Origin of the sequence: Microbacterium sp. SGAir0570, assembly GCF_005491085.2 — a bacterium.
Classification (GTDB): domain Bacteria; phylum Actinomycetota; class Actinomycetes; order Actinomycetales; family Microbacteriaceae; genus Microbacterium; species Microbacterium arborescens.
On record NZ_CP027929.1, the window covers coordinates 350714 to 374026 of the forward strand.

General features: G+C 71.7%; 22 protein-coding genes and 1 tRNA gene. 16 read left to right on the forward strand and 7 right to left on the reverse strand.

Going from position 1 to position 23313, the window contains the following annotated elements; genetic code table 11:
• Positions 1–14: 14 nt before the first annotated feature.
• The 5 genes from C1N74_RS01660 to C1N74_RS01680 all read left to right on the forward strand — a co-directional run bounded on the left by C1N74_RS01660 (position 15) and on the right by C1N74_RS01680 (position 4115).
• Complete coding sequence (locus C1N74_RS01660; RefSeq protein ID WP_023952880.1) at positions 15–599, forward strand: dimethylmenaquinone methyltransferase; 585 nt, start codon at positions 15–17, stop codon at positions 597–599.
• A 42-nt stretch (positions 600–641) separates the two neighbouring features.
• Positions 642–1409: an IclR family transcriptional regulator gene (locus C1N74_RS01665; RefSeq protein WP_137749832.1), complete on the forward strand. Its 768-nt coding sequence runs from the start codon at positions 642–644 to the stop codon at positions 1407–1409.
• A gap of 296 nt (positions 1410–1705) precedes the next feature.
• Positions 1706–3052, forward strand: coding sequence for a TRAP transporter large permease subunit (locus C1N74_RS01670; RefSeq protein ID WP_023952876.1), 1347 nt, complete (start codon positions 1706–1708; stop codon positions 3050–3052).
• 11 nt (positions 3053–3063) lie between these two features.
• Positions 3064–3303, forward strand: a complete 240-nt coding sequence (locus C1N74_RS01675) for a hypothetical protein (protein ID WP_064956382.1) — start codon at positions 3064–3066, stop codon at positions 3301–3303.
• Entirely contained in the window at positions 3303–4115 is an 813-nt protein-coding gene (locus C1N74_RS01680; protein ID WP_114598126.1) for an NAD(P)-dependent oxidoreductase, read from the forward strand. Before C1N74_RS01675 ends, C1N74_RS01680 begins: the two co-directional genes overlap by 1 nt.
• Positions 4116–4316: 201 nt before the next feature.
• On the opposite strand, the gene C1N74_RS01685 is transcribed toward C1N74_RS01680, so the two are convergent.
• The 3 genes from C1N74_RS01685 to gabT are packed head-to-tail and all read right to left on the reverse strand — an operon-like array spanning position 4317 to position 8301.
• Positions 4317–5768, reverse strand: coding sequence for an aldehyde dehydrogenase family protein (locus C1N74_RS01685; protein WP_137749833.1), 1452 nt, complete (start codon positions 5766–5768; stop codon positions 4317–4319).
• Complete coding sequence (locus C1N74_RS01690) at positions 5765–6949, reverse strand: acyl-CoA dehydrogenase family protein (protein ID WP_137749834.1); 1185 nt, start codon at positions 6947–6949, stop codon at positions 5765–5767. Before C1N74_RS01690 ends, C1N74_RS01685 begins: the two co-directional genes overlap by 4 nt.
• On the reverse strand, positions 6946–8301 hold the full coding sequence (gabT, locus tag C1N74_RS01695; protein ID WP_197690580.1) for a 4-aminobutyrate--2-oxoglutarate transaminase: 1356 nt from the start codon (positions 8299–8301) through the stop codon (positions 6946–6948). The genes C1N74_RS01690 and gabT overlap by 4 nt, the downstream gene beginning before the upstream one ends.
• A gap of 87 nt (positions 8302–8388) precedes the next feature.
• On the opposite strand from gabT, the gene C1N74_RS01700 reads away from it, so the two are divergent.
• Positions 8389–9720 carry a PucR family transcriptional regulator gene (locus tag C1N74_RS01700; RefSeq protein WP_181405569.1) on the forward strand — a complete coding sequence of 444 codons (1332 nt, stop codon included), beginning with the start codon at positions 8389–8391 and terminating at the stop codon, positions 9718–9720.
• Here C1N74_RS01700 and C1N74_RS01705 read toward each other — a convergent pair.
• Both C1N74_RS01705 and C1N74_RS01710 read right to left on the reverse strand, forming a co-directional pair.
• Positions 9710–10876: a CaiB/BaiF CoA-transferase family protein gene (locus tag C1N74_RS01705; protein WP_137749836.1), complete on the reverse strand. Its 1167-nt coding sequence runs from the start codon at positions 10874–10876 to the stop codon at positions 9710–9712. The genes C1N74_RS01700 and C1N74_RS01705 overlap by 11 nt on opposite strands.
• A complete protein-coding gene (locus C1N74_RS01710; RefSeq protein ID WP_137749837.1) occupies positions 10873–11895 on the reverse strand; it encodes a LacI family DNA-binding transcriptional regulator in 1023 nt (340 codons plus the stop codon). Before C1N74_RS01710 ends, C1N74_RS01705 begins: the two co-directional genes overlap by 4 nt.
• A gap of 131 nt (positions 11896–12026) precedes the next feature.
• Here C1N74_RS01710 and C1N74_RS01715 point away from each other — a divergent pair, with 131 nt between their 5' ends.
• The 10 genes from C1N74_RS01715 to C1N74_RS01760 are packed head-to-tail and all read left to right on the forward strand — an operon-like array spanning position 12027 to position 22632.
• Positions 12027–14084 (forward strand): primary-amine oxidase, encoded by a 2058-nt coding sequence (locus C1N74_RS01715; protein ID WP_258317973.1) that lies wholly within the window; start codon positions 12027–12029, stop codon positions 14082–14084.
• Between the two features lie 31 nt (positions 14085–14115).
• Positions 14116–15726: an ABC transporter substrate-binding protein gene (locus C1N74_RS01720; protein ID WP_137749838.1), complete on the forward strand. Its 1611-nt coding sequence runs from the start codon at positions 14116–14118 to the stop codon at positions 15724–15726.
• 1 nt (position 15727) lies between these two features.
• The gene (locus C1N74_RS01725; protein WP_137749839.1) at positions 15728–16693 is read left to right on the forward strand and encodes an ABC transporter permease; all 966 of its coding nucleotides are present in this window, start codon (positions 15728–15730) and stop codon (positions 16691–16693) included.
• Complete coding sequence (locus C1N74_RS01730; protein ID WP_137749840.1) at positions 16690–17574, forward strand: ABC transporter permease; 885 nt, start codon at positions 16690–16692, stop codon at positions 17572–17574. The genes C1N74_RS01725 and C1N74_RS01730 overlap by 4 nt, the downstream gene beginning before the upstream one ends.
• Positions 17571–18563, forward strand: coding sequence for an ABC transporter ATP-binding protein (locus tag C1N74_RS01735; RefSeq protein ID WP_137749841.1), 993 nt, complete (start codon positions 17571–17573; stop codon positions 18561–18563). Before C1N74_RS01730 ends, C1N74_RS01735 begins: the two co-directional genes overlap by 4 nt.
• Positions 18560–19330, forward strand: a complete 771-nt coding sequence (locus C1N74_RS01740; protein ID WP_137749842.1) for an ATP-binding cassette domain-containing protein — start codon at positions 18560–18562, stop codon at positions 19328–19330. Before C1N74_RS01735 ends, C1N74_RS01740 begins: the two co-directional genes overlap by 4 nt.
• The gene (locus tag C1N74_RS01745; RefSeq protein WP_023952853.1) at positions 19327–20346 is read left to right on the forward strand and encodes a P1 family peptidase; all 1020 of its coding nucleotides are present in this window, start codon (positions 19327–19329) and stop codon (positions 20344–20346) included. The genes C1N74_RS01740 and C1N74_RS01745 overlap by 4 nt, the downstream gene beginning before the upstream one ends.
• A gap of 3 nt (positions 20347–20349) precedes the next feature.
• Complete coding sequence (locus tag C1N74_RS01750) at positions 20350–20991, forward strand: FMN-binding negative transcriptional regulator (RefSeq protein ID WP_137749843.1); 642 nt, start codon at positions 20350–20352, stop codon at positions 20989–20991.
• Complete coding sequence (locus tag C1N74_RS01755; protein WP_023952850.1) at positions 20988–22055, forward strand: C45 family peptidase; 1068 nt, start codon at positions 20988–20990, stop codon at positions 22053–22055. The genes C1N74_RS01750 and C1N74_RS01755 overlap by 4 nt, the downstream gene beginning before the upstream one ends.
• 4 nt (positions 22056–22059) lie before the next feature.
• Positions 22060–22632 carry a hypothetical protein gene (locus tag C1N74_RS01760; protein WP_023952848.1) on the forward strand — a complete coding sequence of 191 codons (573 nt, stop codon included), beginning with the start codon at positions 22060–22062 and terminating at the stop codon, positions 22630–22632.
• A 145-nt stretch (positions 22633–22777) separates the two neighbouring features.
• Here C1N74_RS01760 and C1N74_RS01765 read toward each other — a convergent pair.
• Positions 22778–22851 (reverse strand) — tRNA-Gly (locus tag C1N74_RS01765).
• 25 nt (positions 22852–22876) lie between these two features.
• A complete protein-coding gene (locus C1N74_RS01770; protein WP_137749844.1) occupies positions 22877–23284 on the reverse strand; it encodes a hypothetical protein in 408 nt (135 codons plus the stop codon).
• Positions 23285–23313 lie beyond the last annotated feature (29 nt).

The window sequence follows — 23313 nt, forward strand, 5'->3', positions numbered from 1 at the left end:
CGAAGGAGGAGAACATGACCGAGGACACGAGCCTGATCGAGCGCCTGGGCGCACTGCCCACAGCCAACGTCGGAGACGCGATGGAGCGGTTGGGCGTCGTCGACGCCGAGATCCGCCCGGTATGGCGCGGGGCCCGAGTCGCCGGCCGCGCGGTCACCGTCGAGGTCGCCGAGGGTGACAACCTCGGTATCCATCGCACGCTCCCCGACATCGGCCCCGGTGACGTCCTCGTCGTGAACGGTCACGGCGCCCGCAACCGCGCGCTGATCGGCGAGCTCATCGCCGAGCGGCTGCGGGTGCGCGGGTGCGTCGGGATCGTCATCGACGGCGCGGTGCGCGACGCCGACGAGCTCGGTGAGCTCGGCTTTCCGACCTTCGCGCGATCGGTCACGCCGGCGGGGCCGTACAAGAACGGCCCGTGGCGCCATCACCGCGCCGTGGCCGTCGGCGGTGTCGTCGTCGCCCCCGGCGACATCGTCCTCGGCGATGCGGACGGCGTGGTGATCGTGCCCGCCGCAGAGGCCGAGGAGGTTCTCGCGCGGGCGGAGGCCAAACATGCCGACGAGACGCAGATCAGGGCGTCGATCGTCGCGGGCTGAGCCGGTCCCGGGGAATCGTGCCGACCTTGCGAGAATGAGGTCATGCCCGATACCCCGGATGCCGCGAATCAGCCGACCGTTCGCAGCGTCGAACGCGCGTTGGACATCCTCGAGATGCTCGAACGCTCCGACGGCCCGCTGCGTCTGGTCGATCTGAGCCGAGGCACCGAGCTGCACGCGGCGACCGTCCTCCGGCTCGTCGGCGTGCTGCAGCGCCGCGGCTTCGTCCAGCACGACGACACCGGGGAGTACCGCCTGGGCGTCGCGGGGCTCGGCATGGCTCACCGCTACCTGCAGTCCGACCCGCTCGTCGTGCGGTCGCGCCCGCACCTGCAGGAACTGGCCCGCACCACGGGTCTCACCGCCTCGCTGTATGCCCGTTCGGGAGAGTCGCGGGTGCTCGCGGCACGCGTCGATGGGCGCGACCCGCTGCGGTATCAGCTGCCCCTCGGGCGGCGGCTGCCGTTGCTGGTCGGCGCGGGGCGGACGATGCTGGCCTTCCTGCCGGACGATGAGCGCGAACGGGTGCTCGAGCACGCGAACGAGTTCCGCACCGCCGGCGGAGAGGTCGTGACCCCTGAATTGCTCCGCGCGTCGGTCGACGGCATCCGAGCTGCGGGCTTCCACATCTCGGTGTCCGAACGCGACGTCGGCGTCGCGGCCGTCAGCGTGCCCGTGCTCGACCGCGAGCGCGGCGTCGTGGCCGCGGTCTCGGTCCTGGGCCCCGACGAGAGCACGACCACGGAGATGCTCCGCGGGTGGGCGCCGGAGCTGCGCCGGGCGGCGCACGCCATCGCTCTCTCCCTCTGACGCCTCGGCTGTCGGCGCTCTGCCTCCGGTTGTCGGCACGGCGCTGCGTGAGGCGCCCCGACGCACCCTCACGCGCCCTGACTCGCCCTGACGCGTGTCGTGCCGGGTCGGCTTGCGAGGTCTTCGATCCAGCCTGTCGGCTTGACAAGCACATCGCGCATCCTGTGAAATGACGTTTCACTTGACGCAAACAAGCTGTGTCTGACGAAATACCGCCACGTCATGTGGCAGCCATCGCGAGCAAAGGAGCTGCGAGTGATCAACGACGATCCGACCCCTTCGACGGAGGTGCCCTCGTGCCCGTAGCCGTCATCGCCCTGTTCGTCTTCCTCGCGATCATCGTGGTGTGGAACGTCGTGGTGAAGCGGAGCATGGCCGAGGCGATGCTCCTGGGCTTCGTCGCGACCGTGCTGTTCGCCGGCCTCCAAGCGCCCCAGGTGGCGCGCGACGCGATCGTCGACGCCAGTTCGAACGAGGTCATGTACGCGGCGATCGCGTTCATCTTCATGACCTACCTCGTCGAGCGGACAGGAACCATCGCCCGCTTGATCGAGATCCTCACGAGCCTGCTCGGCGGCCTCCGCGGCGGGCCGGCGATCGTCGACACCGTCGCCTCCGGTGCCATGGGCGCCGTCGCCGGCGGCTCGAACACCGGCAACGCCGCCACGAGCGGCGTCATCACCGGCCCGTGGATGACGCGCACCGGGTGGAGCAAGGCGCGGGCCGCGACGGTCATCGCCGGCAACGCGGGGCTCGGCGCAGCGCTGCCGCCGAGCGCGTCGATGGTCATCATGATCGGATTCGCCGGCAGCCTCGTCACCACGAGCTCCGTCTACCTCGCCCTGTTCGTCGCCGGCATCTACCAGTTCCTCATCCGGATGGTGCTCATCGCCTGGTTCGTCCACCGCGACGGCATCCACAAAGTCGCCGGCGAAGAGCGTCCCGCCGTCGGTCCGGCGGTGCGCCGCAACTGGACCTCGATGCTGATCTTCCTCGGCGCGGTCATCCCCGTCTCGATCACGATCGGTCCGCTCGCCGACTTCCTGGCCGCCTCACCGCTGTCGGACGCGATGGGCTCGGTGTCGTTGATCACCTGGATCCCCGTCCTCATCATCCTCATCAGCGCGGCCGTCGGCTGGCGTCAGCTCCCGCGCACCGCGCGAGAGTGGTGGGAGTTCTTCGGGGGCGCGGCGTCGAAGTACTACGCGATCGGTGCCCTGCTCTTCTTCGCGATCGCCGCGAGCGAGGTCCTCGCCTCGCTCGGCCTCGCCGACGACGTCGACGCGCTGCTCGGCAACCTCGACATCCCCGTGTGGCTGCTCGTGGCTCTCGTCGGATTCTTCGTCGTGCTCGTCGCCGGCCCGCTGTCGTCGACCGCGACGCTCAGCGCCGTCGGTCAGGTCTCGCTCGTGACCCTGGTCGCCGCGGGGGTCGACCCCCTGCTCGCCGTCATCGCGATCCTCGTGTTCGCCTCGACCGAGGGCGCATCGCCGCCGGCATCGGGTGCGATCTTCGTCGCGAGCGGCATCACCGGCGCGCGCCCCGAGCAGACCTTCATCCCGCTCGTCATGTACTACGTGCTGCCGTTCTTCGTCCTCGGCGTGCTGATCGCCGTCGGCATCGTCCCCGTCCCCATCACCTGAGAGGCATCCTCATGCGGAAAACGCTCGATCGAACCGTCACGGGAGTCTTCGCGCTCGCCATGATGGCGTTCCTCGCGCTCGCCTGCGCGCTCGTGCTCACCCAGATCGTCGGGATCGTGTTCGTGCTGCCCGACCTCGTCGTCACCGCCGAGACGCTCTTCAAGGGGCCGGCGATCGTCGGCGCGGTCATCGTCTCGCTGCTCGGCTACGTGCTGTTCAACATCCGCGGCGAGAAGCCGGTGGAAAGCTGATGGCCGCTGTGAACGCCGCGCGGGTGCAGGCCGGAAATGCGACCCCGCTGACCGTCGTCGGGCTCGGCGAGGCCGGGCGTCTCTACGCCCAGGGTGCTGTCGCCGCGGGATATGCCGTGACGGGGTACGACCCGTTCGCCCCCGAGACGCCGGAAGGGGTCACGCGTGCGGCGACGCTCGCGGAGGCCGTCGCCTCAGCCGAGATCGTGCTCACCCTCACCACCGCGTCATTGTCGGAGCAGATCGCAGCCGAGGCCGCGCCGCACCTGCGGGCCGATGCGACCTACGTCGACTGCACGACCGCGTCGCCGGAGGCGCTGCTGCGGGTCGCCGAGGTCGTCGAGGGGCCGGGGGTGGCGTTCGCGGATGTCGCGATCCTCGGGCCCGTCCCCATCCGGGGAGCTGCGACCGACGCGATCGTGTCCGGATCGGGGCGTGCCGTCGCGATCGAGACGCTGCGCTCGTTCGGCGCCTCCGTGGAGGATGGGGGCGAGATCGCGGGAGATGCGTCGGCGCGCAAGCTCCTGCGCAGCATCCTGATGAAGGGGTTGGGCGCGATCATCACGGAGGCGCTCGCAGCCGGCCGAGCCGCGGGGTCGGAGCAGTGGATCCGCGACCAGATCGCCCGCCAGCTCGCCGGCGACGGGCACGCGGTGGTGGAACGCCTCGAGCGGGGCACGCGCACCCATGCGGTGCGCCGTGCGCACGAGATGGCGGCCGTTGCGGATTACCTCGAGTCGCTGGGCGTCGCGCACGACATGGCCACGGCCACCCAGCGCACGCACGAACGGGTCGCCGCCGAGAAGGAGTGACGCCGCACCGCGGCATCCGATTGTCGGTGCCCGGATGCGGCCCCCGTCGGCCGGTGCCCGGATGCGGCACCCGTTGGCCGGCGCCCGGATGCAAGGGATCGTGGCCGACACCCCGTGAGCGGATGCCGCAACCCGGGGTGTCGCCGCGGATCTCTTGCATCGCGGAACCGGCTGACCCGCCCGCCCGGGACGGCGGGAGGGTCAGCCGCGGAGGTAGACGGTCGCCGTCTCGGTGAAGAAGTCGCGGGCGACTGCTCCCTGCTCCTTCGGGCCGAGGGCGCTGCCGCGCGTGCCGCCGAAGGGCACGTGCAGGTCGGCTCCGGCCGAGGCGGAGTTGATGTGCACGACCCCGACCCGGATGTCGTCGATCGCGGCGAGAGCGCGCCCGAGGTCGGTCGTGAAGACCGCGGTCGACAGCCCGTACTCGCTGTCGTTGACGAGCGCGAAGCCCTCGGCCGCGGAGCGCGTCCGCCGGACGCCGACGACGGGGCCGAACAGCTCGTCGTGCCACAGTTCGCCGGGTTCAGCCGCGGGCAACTCGAAGACCGACGGTGGGATGAAGAACCCCTCGGCGAGTGGGCCGTCGCGGTAGGGTCCGGGCGCGACGACGGGCGTCGCGTAGCGGCTCGCGCGATCGAGCGCGGCGTTGATGCGGTCGCGGGCGCCCGCATCGACCACGGGGCCGACCTCGACGCCGTCACCGAGCGCGTCGCCCACGACAGCGGCTCGCGTGCGTTCGGCCAGAGCCGCGAGGAAGCGGTCGGCGACCGCCTCGTGCACGACGACGCGCGAGGTCGCGGTGCACTTCTGCCCCGCGGCGCGGAACGCGCCGATCGCGACCTGCTCGACGGCGAGGTCGAGGTCGGCGTCCTCGAGCACCAGCGAGGCGTTCTTGCCGCCCAGCTCGCCCTGGAAGGGGATGCCGCGGCCGGCGAGTCGGGACGCGATCTGGCGTCCGACCCGGGTCGAGCCGGTGAAGGTCACGGCGTCGACGTCGGGATGAGCGACGATCGCCTCGCCGACCGCGGCGGTTCCGTTGACGAGGTTGAGCACCCCGTCGGGTAGCCCGGCCTCCATCAGCGCCTCGGCGAAGCGCATCGCCAGGACGGGCACGAAGGTCGCCGGTTTCCACACGATCGTGTTGCCCCACGCCAGGGCGGGGGCGAGCTTCCATGCCGGGATGGAGAAGGGGAAGTTGAACGGCGTGATCGCGCCGATGACCCCGACCGGTCGGCGCACCACGAGGATGCGCTCGCCTGGGTTGGGTGACTCGTAGACCTCGCCCGACGCCCGCTCGACGTCGTGCGCGTGGTACCGCAGGATGTTGGCGCCGTGGGCGACCTCGGCCATGCCTTCGGCCCGTGTCTTCCCCTCCTCGCGGGCGAGCTCGGTGCCCCACTCCTCGCTGCGCGCCGCGACGAAGTCCGCCGCGCGCAGCAGCACGGCCGCCCGCGACCGGGCCGGCGTCCGCCGCCACCCCTCGGCGGCCGCCCGGGCTGCGACGAACGCGCGGGCGACGTCGGTATCCGACGCGCCCGGCCCCGAGGCGACGATGTCGGACGGGCGGCTCGGGTTGAGGTCGACGAGCTCGTCGCCGCTGCCGGTCACCCATCGGCCGTCGATGAGGTGTCGCAGTTCGATGGGCGTGCTCATCGGTCCTCCTGGGCAGCGGCGGTGCGGAACGCGGGGATGCCGGTGAGGTGGGCTCCGAGCACGAGGGTGTGGATCTCATCCGTGCCCTCGTAGGTGCGCACCGACTCGAGGTTCGCGGCGTGACGCATCGGCGAGTAATCCGCGGTGACGCCGTTGCCGCCGAGGATCGTGCGCGCCTCGCGGGCCACCGCGATGGCGGCACGGGTGTTGGCGAGCTTCGCCACGGAGATCTGGTGGGGCTGGAGCCGCCCCGCGTCCTTCAGTCGGCCCAGTCGCAGGGCCACCAGCTGCGCCTTCTCGATCTCGAGCGCCATGTCGACGAGTTTGCTCTGGGTGAGCTGGAACGAGGCGATCGGCTGATTGAACTGCATCCGGCGGCCGGCATAGTCGAGGGCGGTCTCGTAGCTGTCGCGTGCCGCGCCGATGACGCCCCAGCCGATGCCGTAGCGGGCCTCGTTGAGGCACGAGAACGGAGCGCGCAGTCCGCGCGCCTCTGGCAGCTGGGCATCGAGCGGCAGCCGTACGTCGGCGAGGGCGATGTCGCACTGGATCGAGGCGCGCATCGACATCTTGGGTGCGATGGGCGTCGCCGTGAACCCGGGGGTGTCGGTGGGGACGACGAACCCGCGGACGCCCTCGTCGGTCTGGGCCCAGATCACGGCGATATGCGCGATCGAGGCGAGGCCGATCCAGCGCTTGGCGCCGTTGATGACCCACTCGTCGCCGTCGCGGCGCGCGAACGTCGTCATGCTGCCGGGATCGGAGCCCGAATCGGGCTCGGTCAGCCCGAAGCAGCCGATGACCTCGCCGCGCGCCATCGGCGGCAGCCACTTCTGCTTCTGCGCCTCGCTGCCGTGCTTGTGGATCGCGCTCATCGCGAGCGAGCCCTGCACCGAGACGAAGGTGCGCAGGCCCGAATCGCCCGCTTCGAGCTCCATCGCGGCGAGACCGTACTCGACGGCGCTGCGACCGGGGCAGCCGTAGCCCGTCAGGTGCATGCCGAGCACGCCCAGGTCGGCGAGCTCGGGGATCAGTTCCGCGGGGAACCGTGCGGCGTCGTACCAGCCGGCGATCGCGGGCTTCACCCGGGTGTTGACGAACGCGCGGACGCGGTCGCGCACGTCGCGCTCGGCCTCGCTCAGCTGGCCGTCGAAGTCGAGCAGATCTGTCGTGCCGCTCATGCGGCGTCCTCCTCGGTGGCGTCGGCGATGGTGCTGTCCGGCCCGCCTGCGACGGTGGAGCGGATGGCGTCGACGAGGATGTCGAGTCCGGCTGCGAGCACCGCCTCGTCGATCACGAGCGGTGGCAGGAGTCGGATGACGTTGCCGTAGGTGCCGCACGTGAGCGTCAGCACCCCCGCGGCGTGACACGCGGCCGACACCCCCTGGGCGAGGTCGCTGCGGGGAGCAAGAGTGCCGGGGTCGGCGAACTCGACCGCCATCATCGCGCCCCGTCCGCGGATCTCGGCGACGACGTCGAACTCGGCGAGGAGCGGTTCGAGCCGGCCGCGGATCGCACCCTCGATGCGCGCCACGCGGGGGAGCAGACCGGGGTCTTCGAGCACCTCGAACACGCCGAGGGCGGCCTCGCAGGCGAGCGGGTTGCCGGCGTAGGTGCCGCCGAGACCGCCCGGGTGCACGGCGTCCATGATCTCGGCGCGACCCGTGACGGCGCTGAGGGGGAGTCCGCCGCCGAGCGCCTTCGCCGTGAGGATGAGGTCGGCCACCACCCCCTCGTGCTCGCTCGCGAAGAGCTGTCCGGTGCGGCCGAGACCGCTCTGGATCTCGTCGATGACCAGCACGATGCCGTATCGGTCGGCGATCTCGCGCAGCCCGGGCAGGAAGCCGGGGGCGGGGACGACGAAGCCGCCCTCGCCCTGGATCGGCTCGACGACGAGCGCCGAGAAGGCGTCGGCGCCGTGCTCGCGGATCGTCTGTTCGATCGCGGCCAGAACGTCGGCCACCGGACGCCCGCGAAGGGGGTTGGCATTCGGGACGCGCACGACGTCGGCGGGGAACGGGCCGAACGAGGTCTTGTACGGGTGCTCTTTCGCGGTCATCGCCATCGTCAGCAGCGACCGGCCGTGGTACGCCTCGTCGACGACCAGGACGCCCGCCCGACCGGTGTGGGCGCGAGCGATCTTGACGGCGTTCTCGACGGCTTCGGCGCCCGTCGTGAACAGGCCCGTGCGTTTCTCGTGGATGCCGGGCGTGTGGTCGTTGAGCCACTGGGCCACCCGGACGAATCCCTCGTACTCCGTCACCATGAAGCAGGTGTGGGTGAAGCGCTCGACCTGCGCCGCAACCCGCTCCCGCACTCGCGGGTTGGCGGCACCCACGCTCGTGACGGCGATCCCGGACGCGAGATCGATGAGCTCGTTGCCGTCGACGTCGATGAGGGTCGACTCCGTCGCATCCGCGATGAAGACGGGCAGCGTCACGCCGAACCCGGCCGATACGGCTTGACCGCGTTCGTCGTGGAGGCGTCGGGAGCGCGGGCCGGGGATCTCGGTCACGAGGTGGGGGACGGTCATGAGGCGACTGTAGGGGCTCATACGCTTCACAAAGGAGGCGCATCGCACATCTGCTTCGCGGAATTGGGCGTGCTGCACAATGGAGGCGTGACGACTCTCGCCGCCCTGGTCGATGCCGCCGACGGTGCCCTCGCTCCCGTGACGGCCTTCCCTCCCGCGCGGGTCATCAGCGGCGTGCACGTCTCGGAGCTCTCCGAGCCCGGACGTTACCTCGCGGGCGGAGAGCTGCTGCTGACCACGGGCATCCCGCTGACGGGGCACGACGGTGATGCCGCCTACGTCGCGTCGTTGGCCGCGCACGACGTCGGGGCGCTCGGGCTCGGGCTCGGCGAGGGGTGGGACGCACCCCCGCCCGGGTTCGCGGCACGCTGCGCGGCGGCCGGTGTCGCGCTGTTCGTGGTGCCCGACGGCGTGCCGTTCCTCGCGGTCTCGCGCGCGCTGCTGGCCCTCGAGCGCCGCCTCGAGCGTGACGCGGGCCTGCGCGCGGCCTCGGCGCACACCCGGCTGGCCGAAGCCGCTGCGGGCGACGAGCCCCGCCCCGCCATCGCGCGGGCGATCGCGGAGGCCGTCGGCGGCTGGGCGGCCTGGGTGCCGGCGTCGCGACACGACGGCGCGGCGCTGCTGCATCCGCCGGCGCTCGCCGGGATGCTGCCCGCCGTCATCGCCGACGTCGAGGCCTCGCTACGACGCTCGGGCGCCGCCGCGGCATCCTTCGCGTCGCACGGCTCGGTCGCCGTCGCCTTCCCTGTGACGACGGGCGGACGCACGGGCGGCGCCCTCGTGATCGGCTCGGGGCGACCGCTCTCCCGTGCCGACCGTCAGCTCGCGCTCACGGCGGTGGCGCTGCTTCGGATGGTCACGGCTCCCGCGGGCGCGGCGTCGCCGGGGGAGTGGGTCGCGCGCCTCGCGCTCGACGGCGAGACCGCGGCCGCCCGCTCGCTCGCGCGCGCGGGCGGGGTCGCGTTGCCCCGCATGGTGCGGGTGGCGGTCACGGGCGTCGACGGCGAGCCCCATCCGCTGTCGGCGGTCGAGGACGGGATGCGGCTGGCCCTGCTCGATGTCGACGACATCTCCGAGGCCGGCGCGGTCAGCGCCCCGGTGCCGGTCGACGAGGCCCCGGCCGCAGCATCCCGGGCGATCGCGCTGTGGCGGTCGGTGGACGGCGCGTGCGCGGTGACCGAGCGTCCGCGCCGCGTCGAGCTCTGGCTCGACGCGCTCGACGGGTCGCCCGGACTGCGCGACGCGGTGCGGGCGCACCTCGCGGCGAGCCAGCGCATGGAGCAGACCGCTCGGCTGCTCGGCGTGCATCGCAACACCGTGCGTCAGCGCATCGCCGCCGCGGAGCGGGCCATGGGGGTGTCGTTGACCGATCCGGACGTGGGCGCGGAGCTGTGGCTCGCGCTGCGCGTCAGTCGCTGACGCCGCCGGTCGGGGCCGCGAGCCAGCGCAGCACCTCGTCGGTGTGCTCGCCCAGCCGGGGCGGCGCGGTGAGCGCGCTCTCGACGGGCGGCGCCCAGGTGATGGGAGACCGCACCTGGCGCGAGGTCCGGCCGTCGGCGCCGACGGCGTCGTAGACCGGATCGAGTCCGAGACGATCGGCTAGCGCGATGCCCTCGCCGATCGTCGCGACGACGCCCGCGGCGACGCCGACGGTGTTGAGCCGTTCCGCCCATGTCGCGGCCGGGGCGGCGGCGAGGGCGGCCTCGAGCGAGGCCGCGAGTTCGTCTCGGTTGCTCACGCGCATCGTATTCGTCGCGAAACGCTCATCGGCGGCGAGCTCGGGTACCCCGAGCACGGTGGTCATGCGGGCGAACTGCACGTCGTTCCCGCAGGCGACCGCGAGTGGGCCGTCGCTGCAGCGCAGCACCTCGTAGGGGGCGATGGAGGGATGCCGGTTGCCCAGGCGGCCCGGTTCGGTGGCGGCACCGAGGTGCGCGGACATCTGGTTCACGAGTCCCGCCTGCAGGCTCGACAGCAGGTTGACCTCGACGCGCGATCCGCGCCCCGTGAGCTCGCGCCGCCGCAGCGCCGCGAGGATCGCGATGACGGCGTCCTTGCCGGTGAGGACGTCGACGAGGGCGACGCCGGCCTTCATCGCCTCGCCGTCGCGATCGCCGGTGATGTGCATGAGCCCGCCGACGGCCTGAGCGACGAAGTCGTAGCCCGGCAGGTCGGCGCCGCCGGCACTGCCGAAGCCGCTGACCGACGCGTAGATCAGGCCGGGATGTCGCTGTGCCAGGGTCTCCCAGTCGAAGCCGAGCCGGGCGAACTGCCCGGGGCGGAAGTTCTCGATGACGACGTCGCTGCGAGCGATGATCGCCTCGGCGTGCTCGCGGTCGGTCGGGTCGGCGAGATCGAGCGCGATCGAGGACTTGCCGCGGTTCGCCGCCTCGAAATACGTCGTCATGCCGGACGGCGCATAGGGCGGGCCCCATGCGCGGGTGTCGTCGCCCGCTCCGGGACGCTCGATCTTGATGACCCGTGCGCCGAGGTCGGCGAGCATCATCGTGGCGAGGGGACCGGCGAGCACACGCGAGAAATCGGCGACGACGACCCCGGCGAGCGGCGCGCTCATGCCCGCACCCCTTCGAGGGCATGAGCGGTCGAGTCGCGCGCGACGACCGCGATGGGGAACTCGACGTCGGTGCCGCGGGGGCTGCGACCCTCGAGCACATCGAGCAGCAGGGTGGCGCAGGCAACACCCGATTCGCGCGCTCGCAGATCGATCGAGGTGATGGACGGGCGCAGGTACGGCAGTGAGGGATGGTCGACGCACGACACGACCGTGATGTCGTCGCCGATGACGCGTCCCAGACGCTCGAGGGTCGCGGTCACCTCGATCGCGCTGGAATCGGGGCCGCAGATGATGACATCGGTCTCTGGTCGCTCGGCGAGCAGCTGCTCGGTGCGGTTGCGCACCTCGACCCAGGGCGCCTCGAACGACACGGGTGCGACGATCGGCTCCAAGCCGCGGGCGGCGCACGCCCGGCGGTATCCCGAGACGAGCTGACGGCCCCAGTCCGACGAGTCGGGTGCGACGATGAGGGCCGGATGGCGAGCGCCGGTGCGGTCGATCTCGTCGAACAGGCGCAGCATCCCCGACTCGTGCGACGACCACACGACACCCACCGGCTCGCCGTCGACGTCGGACGGCAGGTGCTCTTGCGTCACGATCGGGATGCCTGAGGCGAACAGCGCAGGCAGGGCGGGGTCGCCGGCGAGCGGGTCGCCGATGACCAGCCCGTCGGCGCGCAGCGGACGTGACCGTCCGGACGACACCGAGGGGCTGACGATCGTCACGTCGACGTCGTGCGCGGCCGCGTGGGTGACGATGCCGAAGGTGAACGCCATGTAGTACGACGAGCGCGAGACCACCTCGGGCAGCACGATGCCGATCGTGCCGACCGACCCCGTCCGCAGGTGGCGTGCCGCCGCGTTGACGGTGTAGCCGAGCTCCGCCGCGGCGGCCAGGACCGCCTCGCGCGTGGCGGGCGACACCCGGCCGCTGCCGCTGAGCGCGTCGGATGCCGTGGTCTTCGCCACGCCCGCTCGACGGGCGACATCGATGAGGCGTGCTCTGCCGGACCCGTGCATGCGGCGAGTCTAACCACACCGATCGGACCGTAACGCGCTCGCAACAATTCGGGTCTTGCGCCGTAATGGGGCTCTCGCATACTTTTGCCGGAACGTTCCGGCATCGAACTCGATAATGCCCGAACAAGACAGTGCCCCGAATCGGAGATGCGATGAACTGCTCCTGCACCCCCAACACGCACACCCAGCGCTCGCGACGCCTCGGCGACGAGTCCGGGGCGCCCTACGCCACGCTGTCCGAGGCCGAGCTGCTGCGCGCCGCCGAGATCCTCCGGGCCCACGGTGCGCTCGACGACGACCACCGCATCGCCTACATCGGGCTCGACGAGCCCGACCGCCGCGAGGTCGCCGCGGGCCGGGTCGTTCCGCGGCGCGCCCGGGTGCAGCTGCTCGACGTCGGCACGGGGCTCGCCCGCGACATCTCCGTCGACCTCACCGAGGGCGAACTCGTGGTCGACGTGCCGATCGAGCACGACGTCAGCGGCCAGGTGCCGCTTCTGCAGGAGGAGCACGCGCTCATCCGCGACCTGCTGGCCGTCGACGACGACTGGCTCGCGGCGTTGCGTCTGCGAGGCATCACCGACCCCGCGACCGTCGCGCTCGCCGGGCTCTCAGCCGGGCGCTACCCCATCGAGGGTGAGGCGGGCCGCCGGCTCGCCCGGGTGCTGGCCCACCACCAGCCGACCCCTCAGACGATGCCGTGGGCGCATCCGATCGACGGGCTCGTGGCCTATGTCGACCTCGGTTCGCGCAGCGTCGCGCAGGTCGTCGACACCGGGGTCATGCCCATCCCGCAGGAGACGGCCGACTACCACGTGCCCGGAACCTTCGGCCCCGAGCGCACGACGCAGAAGCCCATCGTCATCCAGCAGCCCGAGGGGCCGAGCTTCTCGTTCGAGGGCGACGTGTTGACGTGGGAGAAGTGGTCGCTGCGCATCGGATACGACATGCGCGAAGGGCTCGTCCTGCACGGGATCGGGTTCGAGGATGCCGGCCGCGTCCGGCCCATCGTCCACCGCGCCTCCATCGCCGAGATGCTCGTGCCGTACGGCGATCCGGGCCCCGTGCGTTTCTGGCAGAACTACTTCGACACCGGCGAATACCTGCTGGGCCGGCTCGTGAACAGCCTCGAGCTCGGCTGCGACTGCGTGGGCGACATCACCTATCTCGACGTGCCGATCGCCGACGCCCGCGGCGGCGTCAAGGTGCTGCCCAACGCCATCTGCATCCACGAGGAGGATGCCGGCGTGCTCTGGAAGCACACCGAGCAGTTCACCGGGACGAGCGACGTGCGACGCCAGCGGCGCCTCGTGGTGTCGTTCTTCGTCACGGTCGGCAACTACGACTACGGCTTCTACTGGTACCTCTATCTCGACGGCAAGATCGAGTTCGAGGCGAAGGCGACCGGCCTGGTCTTCACCGCCGCGTACGACGAGCGCACCAGCCGCTTCGCCAGCGAGCTCGCGCCCGGACTGGCCGCACCGTACCACCAGCATCTCTTCTGCGCGCGGCTCGACATGGCCGTCGACGACGGCCCCGCCGTCATCGACGAGATCGACGTGACGACCGTTCCGATCGATGACGGCAACCCGCATGGCACCGCGATCGGGTTCACCGCCACGCGCCTGACCAGCGAGTCCGGCGCGGTGCGCCGCGCGAACGCATCCATCGGACGCACCTGGCGGGTGAGCAGCGCGACCGCGACGAATCGCTTCGGCCGCCCGGTCTCGTACGTGCTGACCCCCGAGGGGACGCCCGTGCTCCAGGCCCATCCCGAATCGGTCATCGCCTCGCGCGCCCGCTTCGCGACGGCGGATCTCTGGGTCACCGAGTACGACCCCGAGGAGCGCTACCCCGCCGGCACCATCGTCAACCAGAGCGTCGGCGAGCAGGGCCTTCCCGCGTTCATCGCCGACGACGCGTCGCTCGAGTCGGCCGATCTCGTGCTCTGGCACACCTTCGGCCTGACGCACTTCCCGCGACTCGAGGACTGGCCCATCATGCCGGTCGACACCTGCGGGTTCGTCCTCACACCCCACGACTTCTTCGACCGGAACCCGACCCTGGACGTCCCGGCGTCCGCATCCTCCTGCTCGTGCGCCCACGAGGCGCCCGGGCACGGAGGCGACCCGCACCACATGCCCCACTCGCACCACCTCCCCGTTTCGCCGTCGAGCCCCGCACACTGACCCGCGGGCCGGCACCTCGAGAGGAACCGCCATGAGAACACGCACCCGAACGGGAGTGGCGATCAGCACCATCGCCCTCCTCACCCTCACCGGATGCAGCGCCGCATCCGCCCCCGATCCGGCCGCGACGTCCGACGAGGTCGCGCCCGGCTTCATCGCCGTCGCCGACGCCGATGCCCCCGCGGGCGGCGAGCTCGTCGTCCAGGTCGACTACGACACCGCCGAGGCCAGCGGCCTCGATCCGCAGGGCGCCGCGACCGCACGGTCGTGGATGCTCGAAGGGCTCGTCTACGAGACCCTCACCACGATCGACGAGAACCTCGCCGTCGCGCCCGGTCTCGCCACCTCGTGGGAGACCCCGAGCGACACCGAGTACGTCTTCACCCTGGCTGACGACGCCGTCTTCTCCAACGGCCGTCCCATGACGGCGGCGGATGTCGTCGGCAGCCTCCAGCGCCTGATCGACAACCCGGTGACGTGGACCGGTCAGCTCGGTCCCGTCGCATCGATCGAGGCGACCGGCGATCTCGAGGTCACCGTCACACTCGCCGAGCCGTACACCGCGTTCCTCGCGGCGCTCGCGAACACCCCGGCCGCCGTGCTGCCGATCGCCGAGATCGAGGCGGGGGAGATCGACATCACCCAGGAGATGCTCGGCACCGGACCGCTCGTCGCGACGGCGCACCGTCAGGACGAGCAGTGGACCTTCGCGCCGAACGAGAATCACCCGGATGCCGCCGACCTCGGCTTCTCGACGCTGACGATCGACATCGTCGGCGACGAGGCGACGCGCGCCGCTGCGTTGCGAGACGGATCGGCCGACCTCGCCATCCTGAACTCCACCGACTCGGCCTCGCTGCTCTCGGGAACCGCCGACGCTCGCGTCGCCACGCAGCGCAACACCGATTTCCACTACGTGATGATCAACTCGCTCGGGGGCGATCCTGCGCTGGCCGACGAGGACGTGCGCTTCGCCATCAACTCCGCGATCGACCGCGACGCGATCAACGAGCTCGTCTTCGGAGGGGCGACCGCGGCGACGGGCGTCACGCCCGTCGGACTGCCCGACTCGTGCGACCCGACCTCGCTGCCGTCCGCAGCCCGCGACCTCTCGGCGGCGAAGGCAGCCGTCGACGCCGTCGGCGGGCTCGAGCTGAACCTGCTCGTCTACACCGACGAGCCGGTCCTGGCCCAGATCGCGCAGGTCATTCAGCAGAACCTCGCCGAGATCGGCGTCGACGTCTCGATCGAGCAGCTCGACTACGCGACCTACTCGGGACGCGTGTACGGTGCGCCGTCGGACTTCGACCTCGCGCTCAGCTGGTTCGCGGGCTACGCCGACCCGGCGATGGTCACGACCTGGTGGAACCCGCAGCTCGCCGGCTTCTCGGCGGTATTCATGTCGGGATCGCCCGAACTCAGCGAGCTGATCGCGGCGGGCGCGTCGACCGAACCCGGTAGCGACCGGGCGGCGACCTTCGCCGACCTGTGCTCGCTGGCCGACGAGCAGAGCGAGATGGTCCCGCTCGTGCTCCGGCCGTCGACGATCGGGTGGAACACCGCGTCGCTCAGCCCCACGCTGAGCGCCGACGAGGGCTACGGCGACTTCCTCCGGCGCATCACCGAGTTCCGCGCCGGCTGACATGACCGTCATCCTGTGGTCGATCCGGCGCGTGCTGGCTGCCCTTCTCACACTCGCCGGAGTCTCGGTGCTCATCTTCGCCTCGGTGCGACTGATGCCCGGCGACTACACCGACCTCGTCCTGGGTCCGCTTGCCACCGAGGCGCAGCGGGCCCAGGCCGTGGGCGAGTCCGGCCTCGACGCGCCCGTCGTCGAGCAGTACTTCCGCTGGGTGGGGGGCGTGCTCACCGGCGACCTCGGCTACTCCTTCGTCTCGAACGTGTCGGTGACGGACGAGTTCGCCGCCCGGCTTCCGGTGACCGCGACGATCGCGGCCATCACCATCATCGTCACGCTGCTCATCGGCATCCCCCTCGGCTTCGTCGCCGCGTTCCGGGCGGACGGCTCGGCGGGAGCGGCGGGCAAGCTGCTGAGCGCCCTCGGCATCAGCATCCCCGAGTTCCTGCTCGCCGGCCTGCTGGTGTTCGCCGTCTCGACGCTCGGGCTCGGTGTCTCGGTCGGCCAGTACGCCGCCTTCGCGGACGATCCCGCTCGCTTCTTCGGCTCGCTCGTGCTGCCCGTCGCGGTCCTGGCGGTGGGGTGCGTCGCCGTGGTCGCGCGCAACACACGCGACGCCGTCCTCAACGTCCTCGTCGAGCCGCACATCCAGGCGGCCGTCGCCCGGGGAGAGACGCCCCTGTTCATCATCCGTCATCACGTCGTGCGCAACGTCGCCGCCCCCGTCCTGACGATCGTCGGGGCCCTCGTCGCCGTGCTGCTCGGCGGCACCGTCATCGTCGAGTTCGTGTTCAACGTGCCGGGGATGGGGTCGTACCTGCAGACCGCTCTCGGGCGCCGCGACTACGCCATCATCCAGGCCGCGGTGCTGCTCGCGGCGACCGTGTTCATCCTCGCGGCCCTCGTCGTCGACCTCGTCTCGAACGCGCTCGATCCACGGCTGCGCCTGACCGGAGGGAGCCGGCGATGACCGTCACACCGACCACCACCCAGCGGCTGTCGAGCGCGCGTCGGCGCACGCGCGTCGCATGGAGCGAGATCGACGTGCTCACGCGTACCGCGATGCTCGTGCTCGCGGCGATCGTCGTCGTCACGGTCGTCGCGACCCTCACGGGCGTCGCCGGGTCGACCAGCGCCACGATCGGCGGACGGTTCCAGCCGCCCGCGTTCGACGCACCGCTCGGAACCGACAACCTGGGGCGGTCGTTCCTGCCCCGGCTGTTCGAGGGGATCGGAACGACGCTCGTCGTCTCGATCGTCGCGGTGCTCTGCTCGGCTGCGGTGAGCGTGCTCCTCGGCATGACGGCGGGCTACTTCGGCGGGGCCGCGAACGAGGTCGTCATGCGCGTGGTCGACATCCTCTACGCGTTCCCGGCCCTCGTGCTCGCGATCCTCGTCTCGGCGCTGATCGGGCCCGGCCGGCCCGCGGCCATCATCAGCATCGTGGCGATCACCATCCCGCTGATGACACGTGTCGTACGCCTGGCGACGCGCTCGGTCGCCGAACGCGACTTCATCGTCTCGGCGCGCATCAGCGGCGTCCGCACCCCGGTCATCTTCGCGCGGCGGCTGCTCCCCAACATCGCCGGCACCGTGATCGTGCAGGCGAGCTACGCCCTGTCCGTCGCCATCCTCGTCGAGGGCGGGCTGAGCTTCCTCGGCTTCGGAGTGCAGGTGCCCGAGGCGTCGCTCGGCCTGCTCATCCAGCAGGGCACCCTCTACATGACCCTCGCCCCGCACCTGCTCATCGTCCCCGGAGCGGTGCTGGTGGTGTCGATCCTCTGCATCAACATCGTGGGCGACAGCCTGCGAGACCGACTCGAACCCCGAGAGACGAGGTCGCTGACATGAGCGCCGTCATCATCCGCGACCTCGCCCTCGACTTCGTCGGTGCGACCACCGTGCGCGCCCTCGACGGCGTCGACCTCGAGATCGGCGTCGGCTCGTCGCTCGCCCTCGTCGGCGAGTCGGGGTCGGGCAAGTCCACCCTCGCGTCCGTCCTCGGGCGGATGCAGCCGAAGTCGGCGACCGTCGTGCGCGGCGACATCCGCGTCGCCGGCATCGACGTGCTGGCGCTCGGTACCAGCGCGTTGCGCCGGTACCGTCGCGACCAGCTCGCGTACATCGCACAGGACCCGATCGGATCGCTCGACCCCACGATGCGCATCGGACGTCAGCTGCAGCTCGTGCTGCGCTCGACGGGTCGGGACGCGTCGACACCGCGCCTGCTCGAACTGCTCGAGGCCATGCAGATCGAGAACCCCGACCGTGTGCTGAAGCTGTACCCCCACCAGGTCTCGGGCGGGATGGCGCAGCGCGTCGCGATCGCGCTCGCGATGTGCCGGCGACCCCGTCTGCTCATCGCCGACGAGCCGACCGCGGCCCTCGACTCCCAGGTGCGCGAAGAGGTCGTGCGGCTCATGTTCGAACAGGCTCGCGCGCTGGGTACGACGATCCTGTGGCTCAGTCACGACCTGCCCGCCGTCGCACGATGGTGCGACGACGTCGCCGTCATGTACGCAGGCCGGGTGGTCGAGCGCGGGCGCGCCGCCGACGTGCTCGGCGCACCCGTGCACCCGTACTCGCGGGCGCTCGCCGCGACCGACCCCTCGCGCGTGCGACGAGGCGATCGGCTCGCCAGCATCCCCGGATCGCCGCCGGTGCTGCACGGGGAGTCGGCCGGATGCGCCTTCACCGCCCGTTGTCCCGTCAGCATCGCGGCGTGCGCGACGACCCGCCCGCAGCCGACCTCCGTGCGGTCGAGTCTGTGCATCCGCGCCGACGAGCTGCTTCGTCGCGACGGCGATCAGCGAGACAGGGACCAGGAGGTGACGGCATGACCGACGACCGGCGACCTGTCGTCGAGCTCGACGACGTTTCGGTGCGCTTCACATCGGGGTTCGGCCCCGCGCGGCGTTCCGTCCAGGCGATGGCGGGCATCTCGTTCGACGTCGCCCCCGGCGAGACGCTCGGGCTCGTGGGCGAGTCCGGATCGGGGAAATCGACGACCGGGGCCGTCGTGCTCGGACTGCAGCGACCTGACAGCGGCGTCGTCCGGTTCGAGGGCGCACCGCTCGCCCGGAGTCTGCGGTCGCGGGCCGGGCGCATCCAGGCCGTGCTGCAGCACCCGCGGTGGGCGATCGACCCGCGGTCGAGCGTGCTCGACGCCGTGCTCGAGCCGCTGCTCGTGCATCAGCGCCGCAGCGCCGCCACCGAGGCGCGAGCGCGGACGATGCTCGATTCCGTCGGTCTCCCGGTGTCCTTCGAGCAGCGACGCCCGCACCAGCTCTCCGGTGGGCAGCTGCAGCGAGTGAGCGTCGCGCGGGCGCTCGTGACCCACCCGGCGTTCGTCGTGTTCGACGAGGCCGTCAGCGCGCTCGACGTCTCGGTGCAGGCGCAGATCCTCAACCTCATCCAGGACCTGCAGCGCGAGCACGCCTTCGCGGCGCTGTTCATCTCGCACGACCTCGCCGCCGTCCGCTACATCTCTCATCGTGTCGCCGTCATGCGCCGGGGCGAGATCGTCGAGCTCGCCCCCACCGACGTCTTCTACGAATCGCCCGCCCACCCCTACTCGCGTCAACTGTTCCAGGAGCTCTCATCGTGACCCCTTCGCCCCGTCTCGCCCCCGTCCGCACGCAGGGGCCCCGGCTCTCCAATGGCGACTTCGCCCTGCTCCCCGCGCACGGCACCGATCGCGGACAGGTCGCCTACGACTTCCCGGGCGTGCGTGTCGGCACCGCGGAGTACGCCGAGGGGCCCACCGGCGCCACCGTGCTGTCGATTCCCCAGGGTGCGCGCACATACGTCGACCGCCGCGGCGGAGCGGTGGGGGCGAGCGGCCTCTACAGCTTCAACCACGCGATCTGCCTCGCCGGCGGATCCGTCTACGGGCTGTCCGCCGTCGCCGGCGTCTCGGAGGCTCTGTTCGACACGGTCGAGCACCGGGCGGGCTTCGACGAGCTGCAGCTCGTCTCGGGCGCGATCATCTACGACTACTCCGTGCGCGACAACGGCGTGTTCCCGGATGCCGCCCTCGGGCGCGCGGCGTACGACGCGGCGCGTGACGGCGTCATCGAGGTGGGGCGCGTCGGCGGGGGCGCATCCGCGTCGGCGGGCAAGGTCGATCCCGCCCGCGTGGAGTTCACGGGGCAGGGCGCGGCGTTCCGCCAGGTCGGCGACGTGAAGGTGCTCGTGGTGACGGTCCTGAATCCCTACGGGGTCATCCTCGACCGGTCGGGCGGTATCGTCCGTGGCAACTACGACGAGACGAGCGGTGCACGGCGGCATCCGGCCGAGGACTACGAGGCCGCGATCGCCGACGCTCGGCTCACGGCCGGCGTCTCGGGCAACACCACGATCACCGCTGTCGTGACGAACGTCCGCCTCAGCGACACGGACCTGCAGCAGTTCGCCCTGCAGGTGCACAGCTCGATGCATCGCGGCATCCAGCCGTTCCACACCTCGATGGACGGTGACACGTTGTTCGCGCTGACGACCGACGAGATCGAGCTGCCCGTCGACCCGGCCACGGCGCACGGACGCCTGTCGCTCAACCCCACCGCCGTCGCGACCCTCGCGGGCGAGACCGCGTGGGACGCCATCCTCTGCGCGGCGGGCTGAGCCGTGCACGAGTTCCCCGCCTACCGCGCCCCGTCGCAGCGCGAGGTCACCGACCTCGTGCGTGCGAACCCCTTCGCGCTCATCGTCTCGGGCGGATCGGCCGAAGAGGCGCCGGTCGCGACCCACACGCCCGTCATCATCGAGCGCCTGGCGGCCGACGGCGGCCTCGTCGGCGGCGAGGTGCTGGGACACATCGCGCGCAAGAACCCGCAGTGGCGCTCGCTGCGTGACGGGCAGCCGGTGCTGCTGGTGTTCTCGGGGCCGCACGGCTACGTCTCGCCGACGGCGTATGCCGACGATCCGAACGTCCCGACCTGGGACTACGCAGCGGTGCATCTGACGGCCCGCGTGACAGTGCTGGACGACCCGACCGAGAGCATGCACGTCGTCACCCGCACGGTGCACGAGCTCGAGGCCCTCGAGGCCTCCGCCTGGGATCCGACCGGGTCGCTGCCGACGTTCGAGCGCATCGTCGGGGGCGTCGTCTCGTTCCGCTTCACCGTGACCGACCAGCGCGCGGTGTTCAAGCTGAGCCAGGACAAGCCGGCGGATGTGCGCGAGCGGGTCGTCGCCGCCGCGCGTGCTCGCGGGTGCCCGCACGGCGACGTGGGCGGCCTCATCGAGCGCATCGGAGCCGGGTCATGATCGTTCACGAGTGGTCGGCCGAGTCCACGGACCCCGAGGCAGAAGGGCGCCGCCTGGGGGAGGCTTGGGCGCCGCAGCTGCGCGCGGCGCACGCGTCGTACCTCGAGCTGTTCGCCCAGTCCGGTGTGCTGGCGGCGGATGCCGTCGACGTCGCGCTCGCGTGCGATGCAGCGGTCGCCGTGCATGCGCCGGAGGTGGCCGCGGAGTTCCGGGGCATCGCCGCCGGCAGCGGCCTCGAGGTCGCCGAGGTGCTGATGCTCACGGCCCGCACCGAGATCCTCGCCCGGATGACCCCCTCGATCCCGTCCATGGAATGCTCGACGATCGTCCACGTGCCCGAAGCCGGTGCGCCTCGCACACTGCAGACCTGGGACTGGCACCAGACGCTCTCGAACGAGACCCTCGTGCGCCGGTGGCAGAGCGCCTCCGGGGCGCGCGTCGCAGCCTTCGCGGAATTCGGGCAGCCCGCCAAGATCGGCGTCAACGACCGTGGGGTCGGCGTGCACTTCAACATCCTCCACCACCGTTCCGACGGTTCGCAGGCCGGGGTGCCGGTGCACGTGCTGTCGCGGATGATCCTCGACCGTGCCGCGAGCGTCGACGAGGCCACCGCGATCGCGCGGTCGGTGCCGCTCGCAGCATCCAGCGTGATCACGGTCGTCGACCGGGACTCCGCGGCGGCGATCGAGGTCGCCCCCGCGGGCGTGGCCGTGCTGCCCGTGTCGCGCGGCGAGACGTTCGCGCACACGAACCACTTCCTCGACCCCGGCCTCGCCGCGGGGGAGTACTCGCCGTACGAGACGACGAGCGTGCCGCGCTACACCTGCCTCGTCGACAACGCCGAGCTCGCCGGCATCCCGGATGCCCAGGAGCGCGCCCTCGCGTTCGGCGCGGTGGCGGGCGACGGCATCTCGGTGCGGCCGCGCCCCGAGCAGCCCGACCACCTGCGCTGGGAGACCAAGCTCACCGTCGCGCTCGACGTCGCATCCGGGGCACTCGAGTTCGCGGCCGGGGCGCCCGCTGACATCGCATCCCTGTCGTGGCGTCGCTTCACGGCGGTGTGACACGGTGTCGGCTGCGCTGCACCTGAGCGCGCTCGCGGCCGCGATCGTCGGCACGGCGGTGCTGCTCGTCCGTCCCCGCGGGACGCAGGCGGCGGCCGTCGCGGCGTCGGTCGTCATGGCCGCGGCGATGGCCGACCTGACCTTCTGGCGTGCCGTGCCCGCGGTGTGGTGGGTCGCCGCGCAGCTGGCCCTCGCCGTCGTGCTGGCGGTCGTCGCTCGGTGCGCCGGCGCGCGGCCGGCCGCCGACGGACGCGCGGCTCGCGGCGCGGTCTGCCCTCTCGCGGTGCACACGGCGCTCGGTCTCGTGGTCATGGCCGCCTGCGCGGCGACGATGGGCGGTGCGGGCGGCGGGGCCGGTGTCGTCGGCGGCGCTATGGACGGCGTCATCGGTGTCCGAGGTCACGACCACACGTCGCCGATGGGGCTGCTCGTCGTCCTGGGCGGCCTCGTCGCCGGATGGGCCGTCGTGACGGCTCGCCACATGCGTCGGCTGCCGCATCGCCGCCATCGGGTGCATGCGGGCCTCATGCTCGCGTCGGCGGCGGTGATGCTCGTCGCCGTGGCCGCGGGTACCTGATCCGGCCCGGTGCGGCGGCGCGCGGGGCGGGTCGGGATGCAAGCGATCGTTTCCGACACGCCGGGTGGGATGCCGCTACGCCGGGGTGTCGGGCGCGGACCCTTGGATCGCGGCACGGACGAGGCGGTTCCGACGGCTTCCGCATTGGAGGGGCTGACGGGAATCGAACCCGCGCTATCTGCTTGGGAAGCAGATGTTCTGCCATTGAACTACAGCCCCACGCACCCGGAGGTGCTCGGTCAGCTTACCCCACAGGGCTCGGACCGCCCGAAGCCGGACCGCCGGAAGCCGGACCGCCGGAAGCCGGACCGCCGGAAGCCGGACCGCCCGGTGCGCCGGGAGCAGCTGGCCCACCCGGAGCACCCGGAGCACCGTGGCCTCCCGGCGCGGGCGGAGCCTGCGGGTACGGCAGCGCCGCCGGACGCGGACCGGCACCATAACCCCCGACACCCCCGACACCGGCCCCGCCCCCACCCGGGAACTGCCCGCCGCTCTCGCGCATCGCGAGCAGCATCCCGTTCTTCACCGCCGTGCGCATCAGCAGGTAGCTCACCCACAGGATGAGCGCGATCGTCCCGAGGTAGATCGCGATCCCGAGCACGATGAAGCCGATGCCGAAGGCCGCCGCGGGCCCTGCGTAGTCGTTGTACATGGCCCGCACACTATCGCTCGGGCCCGCCG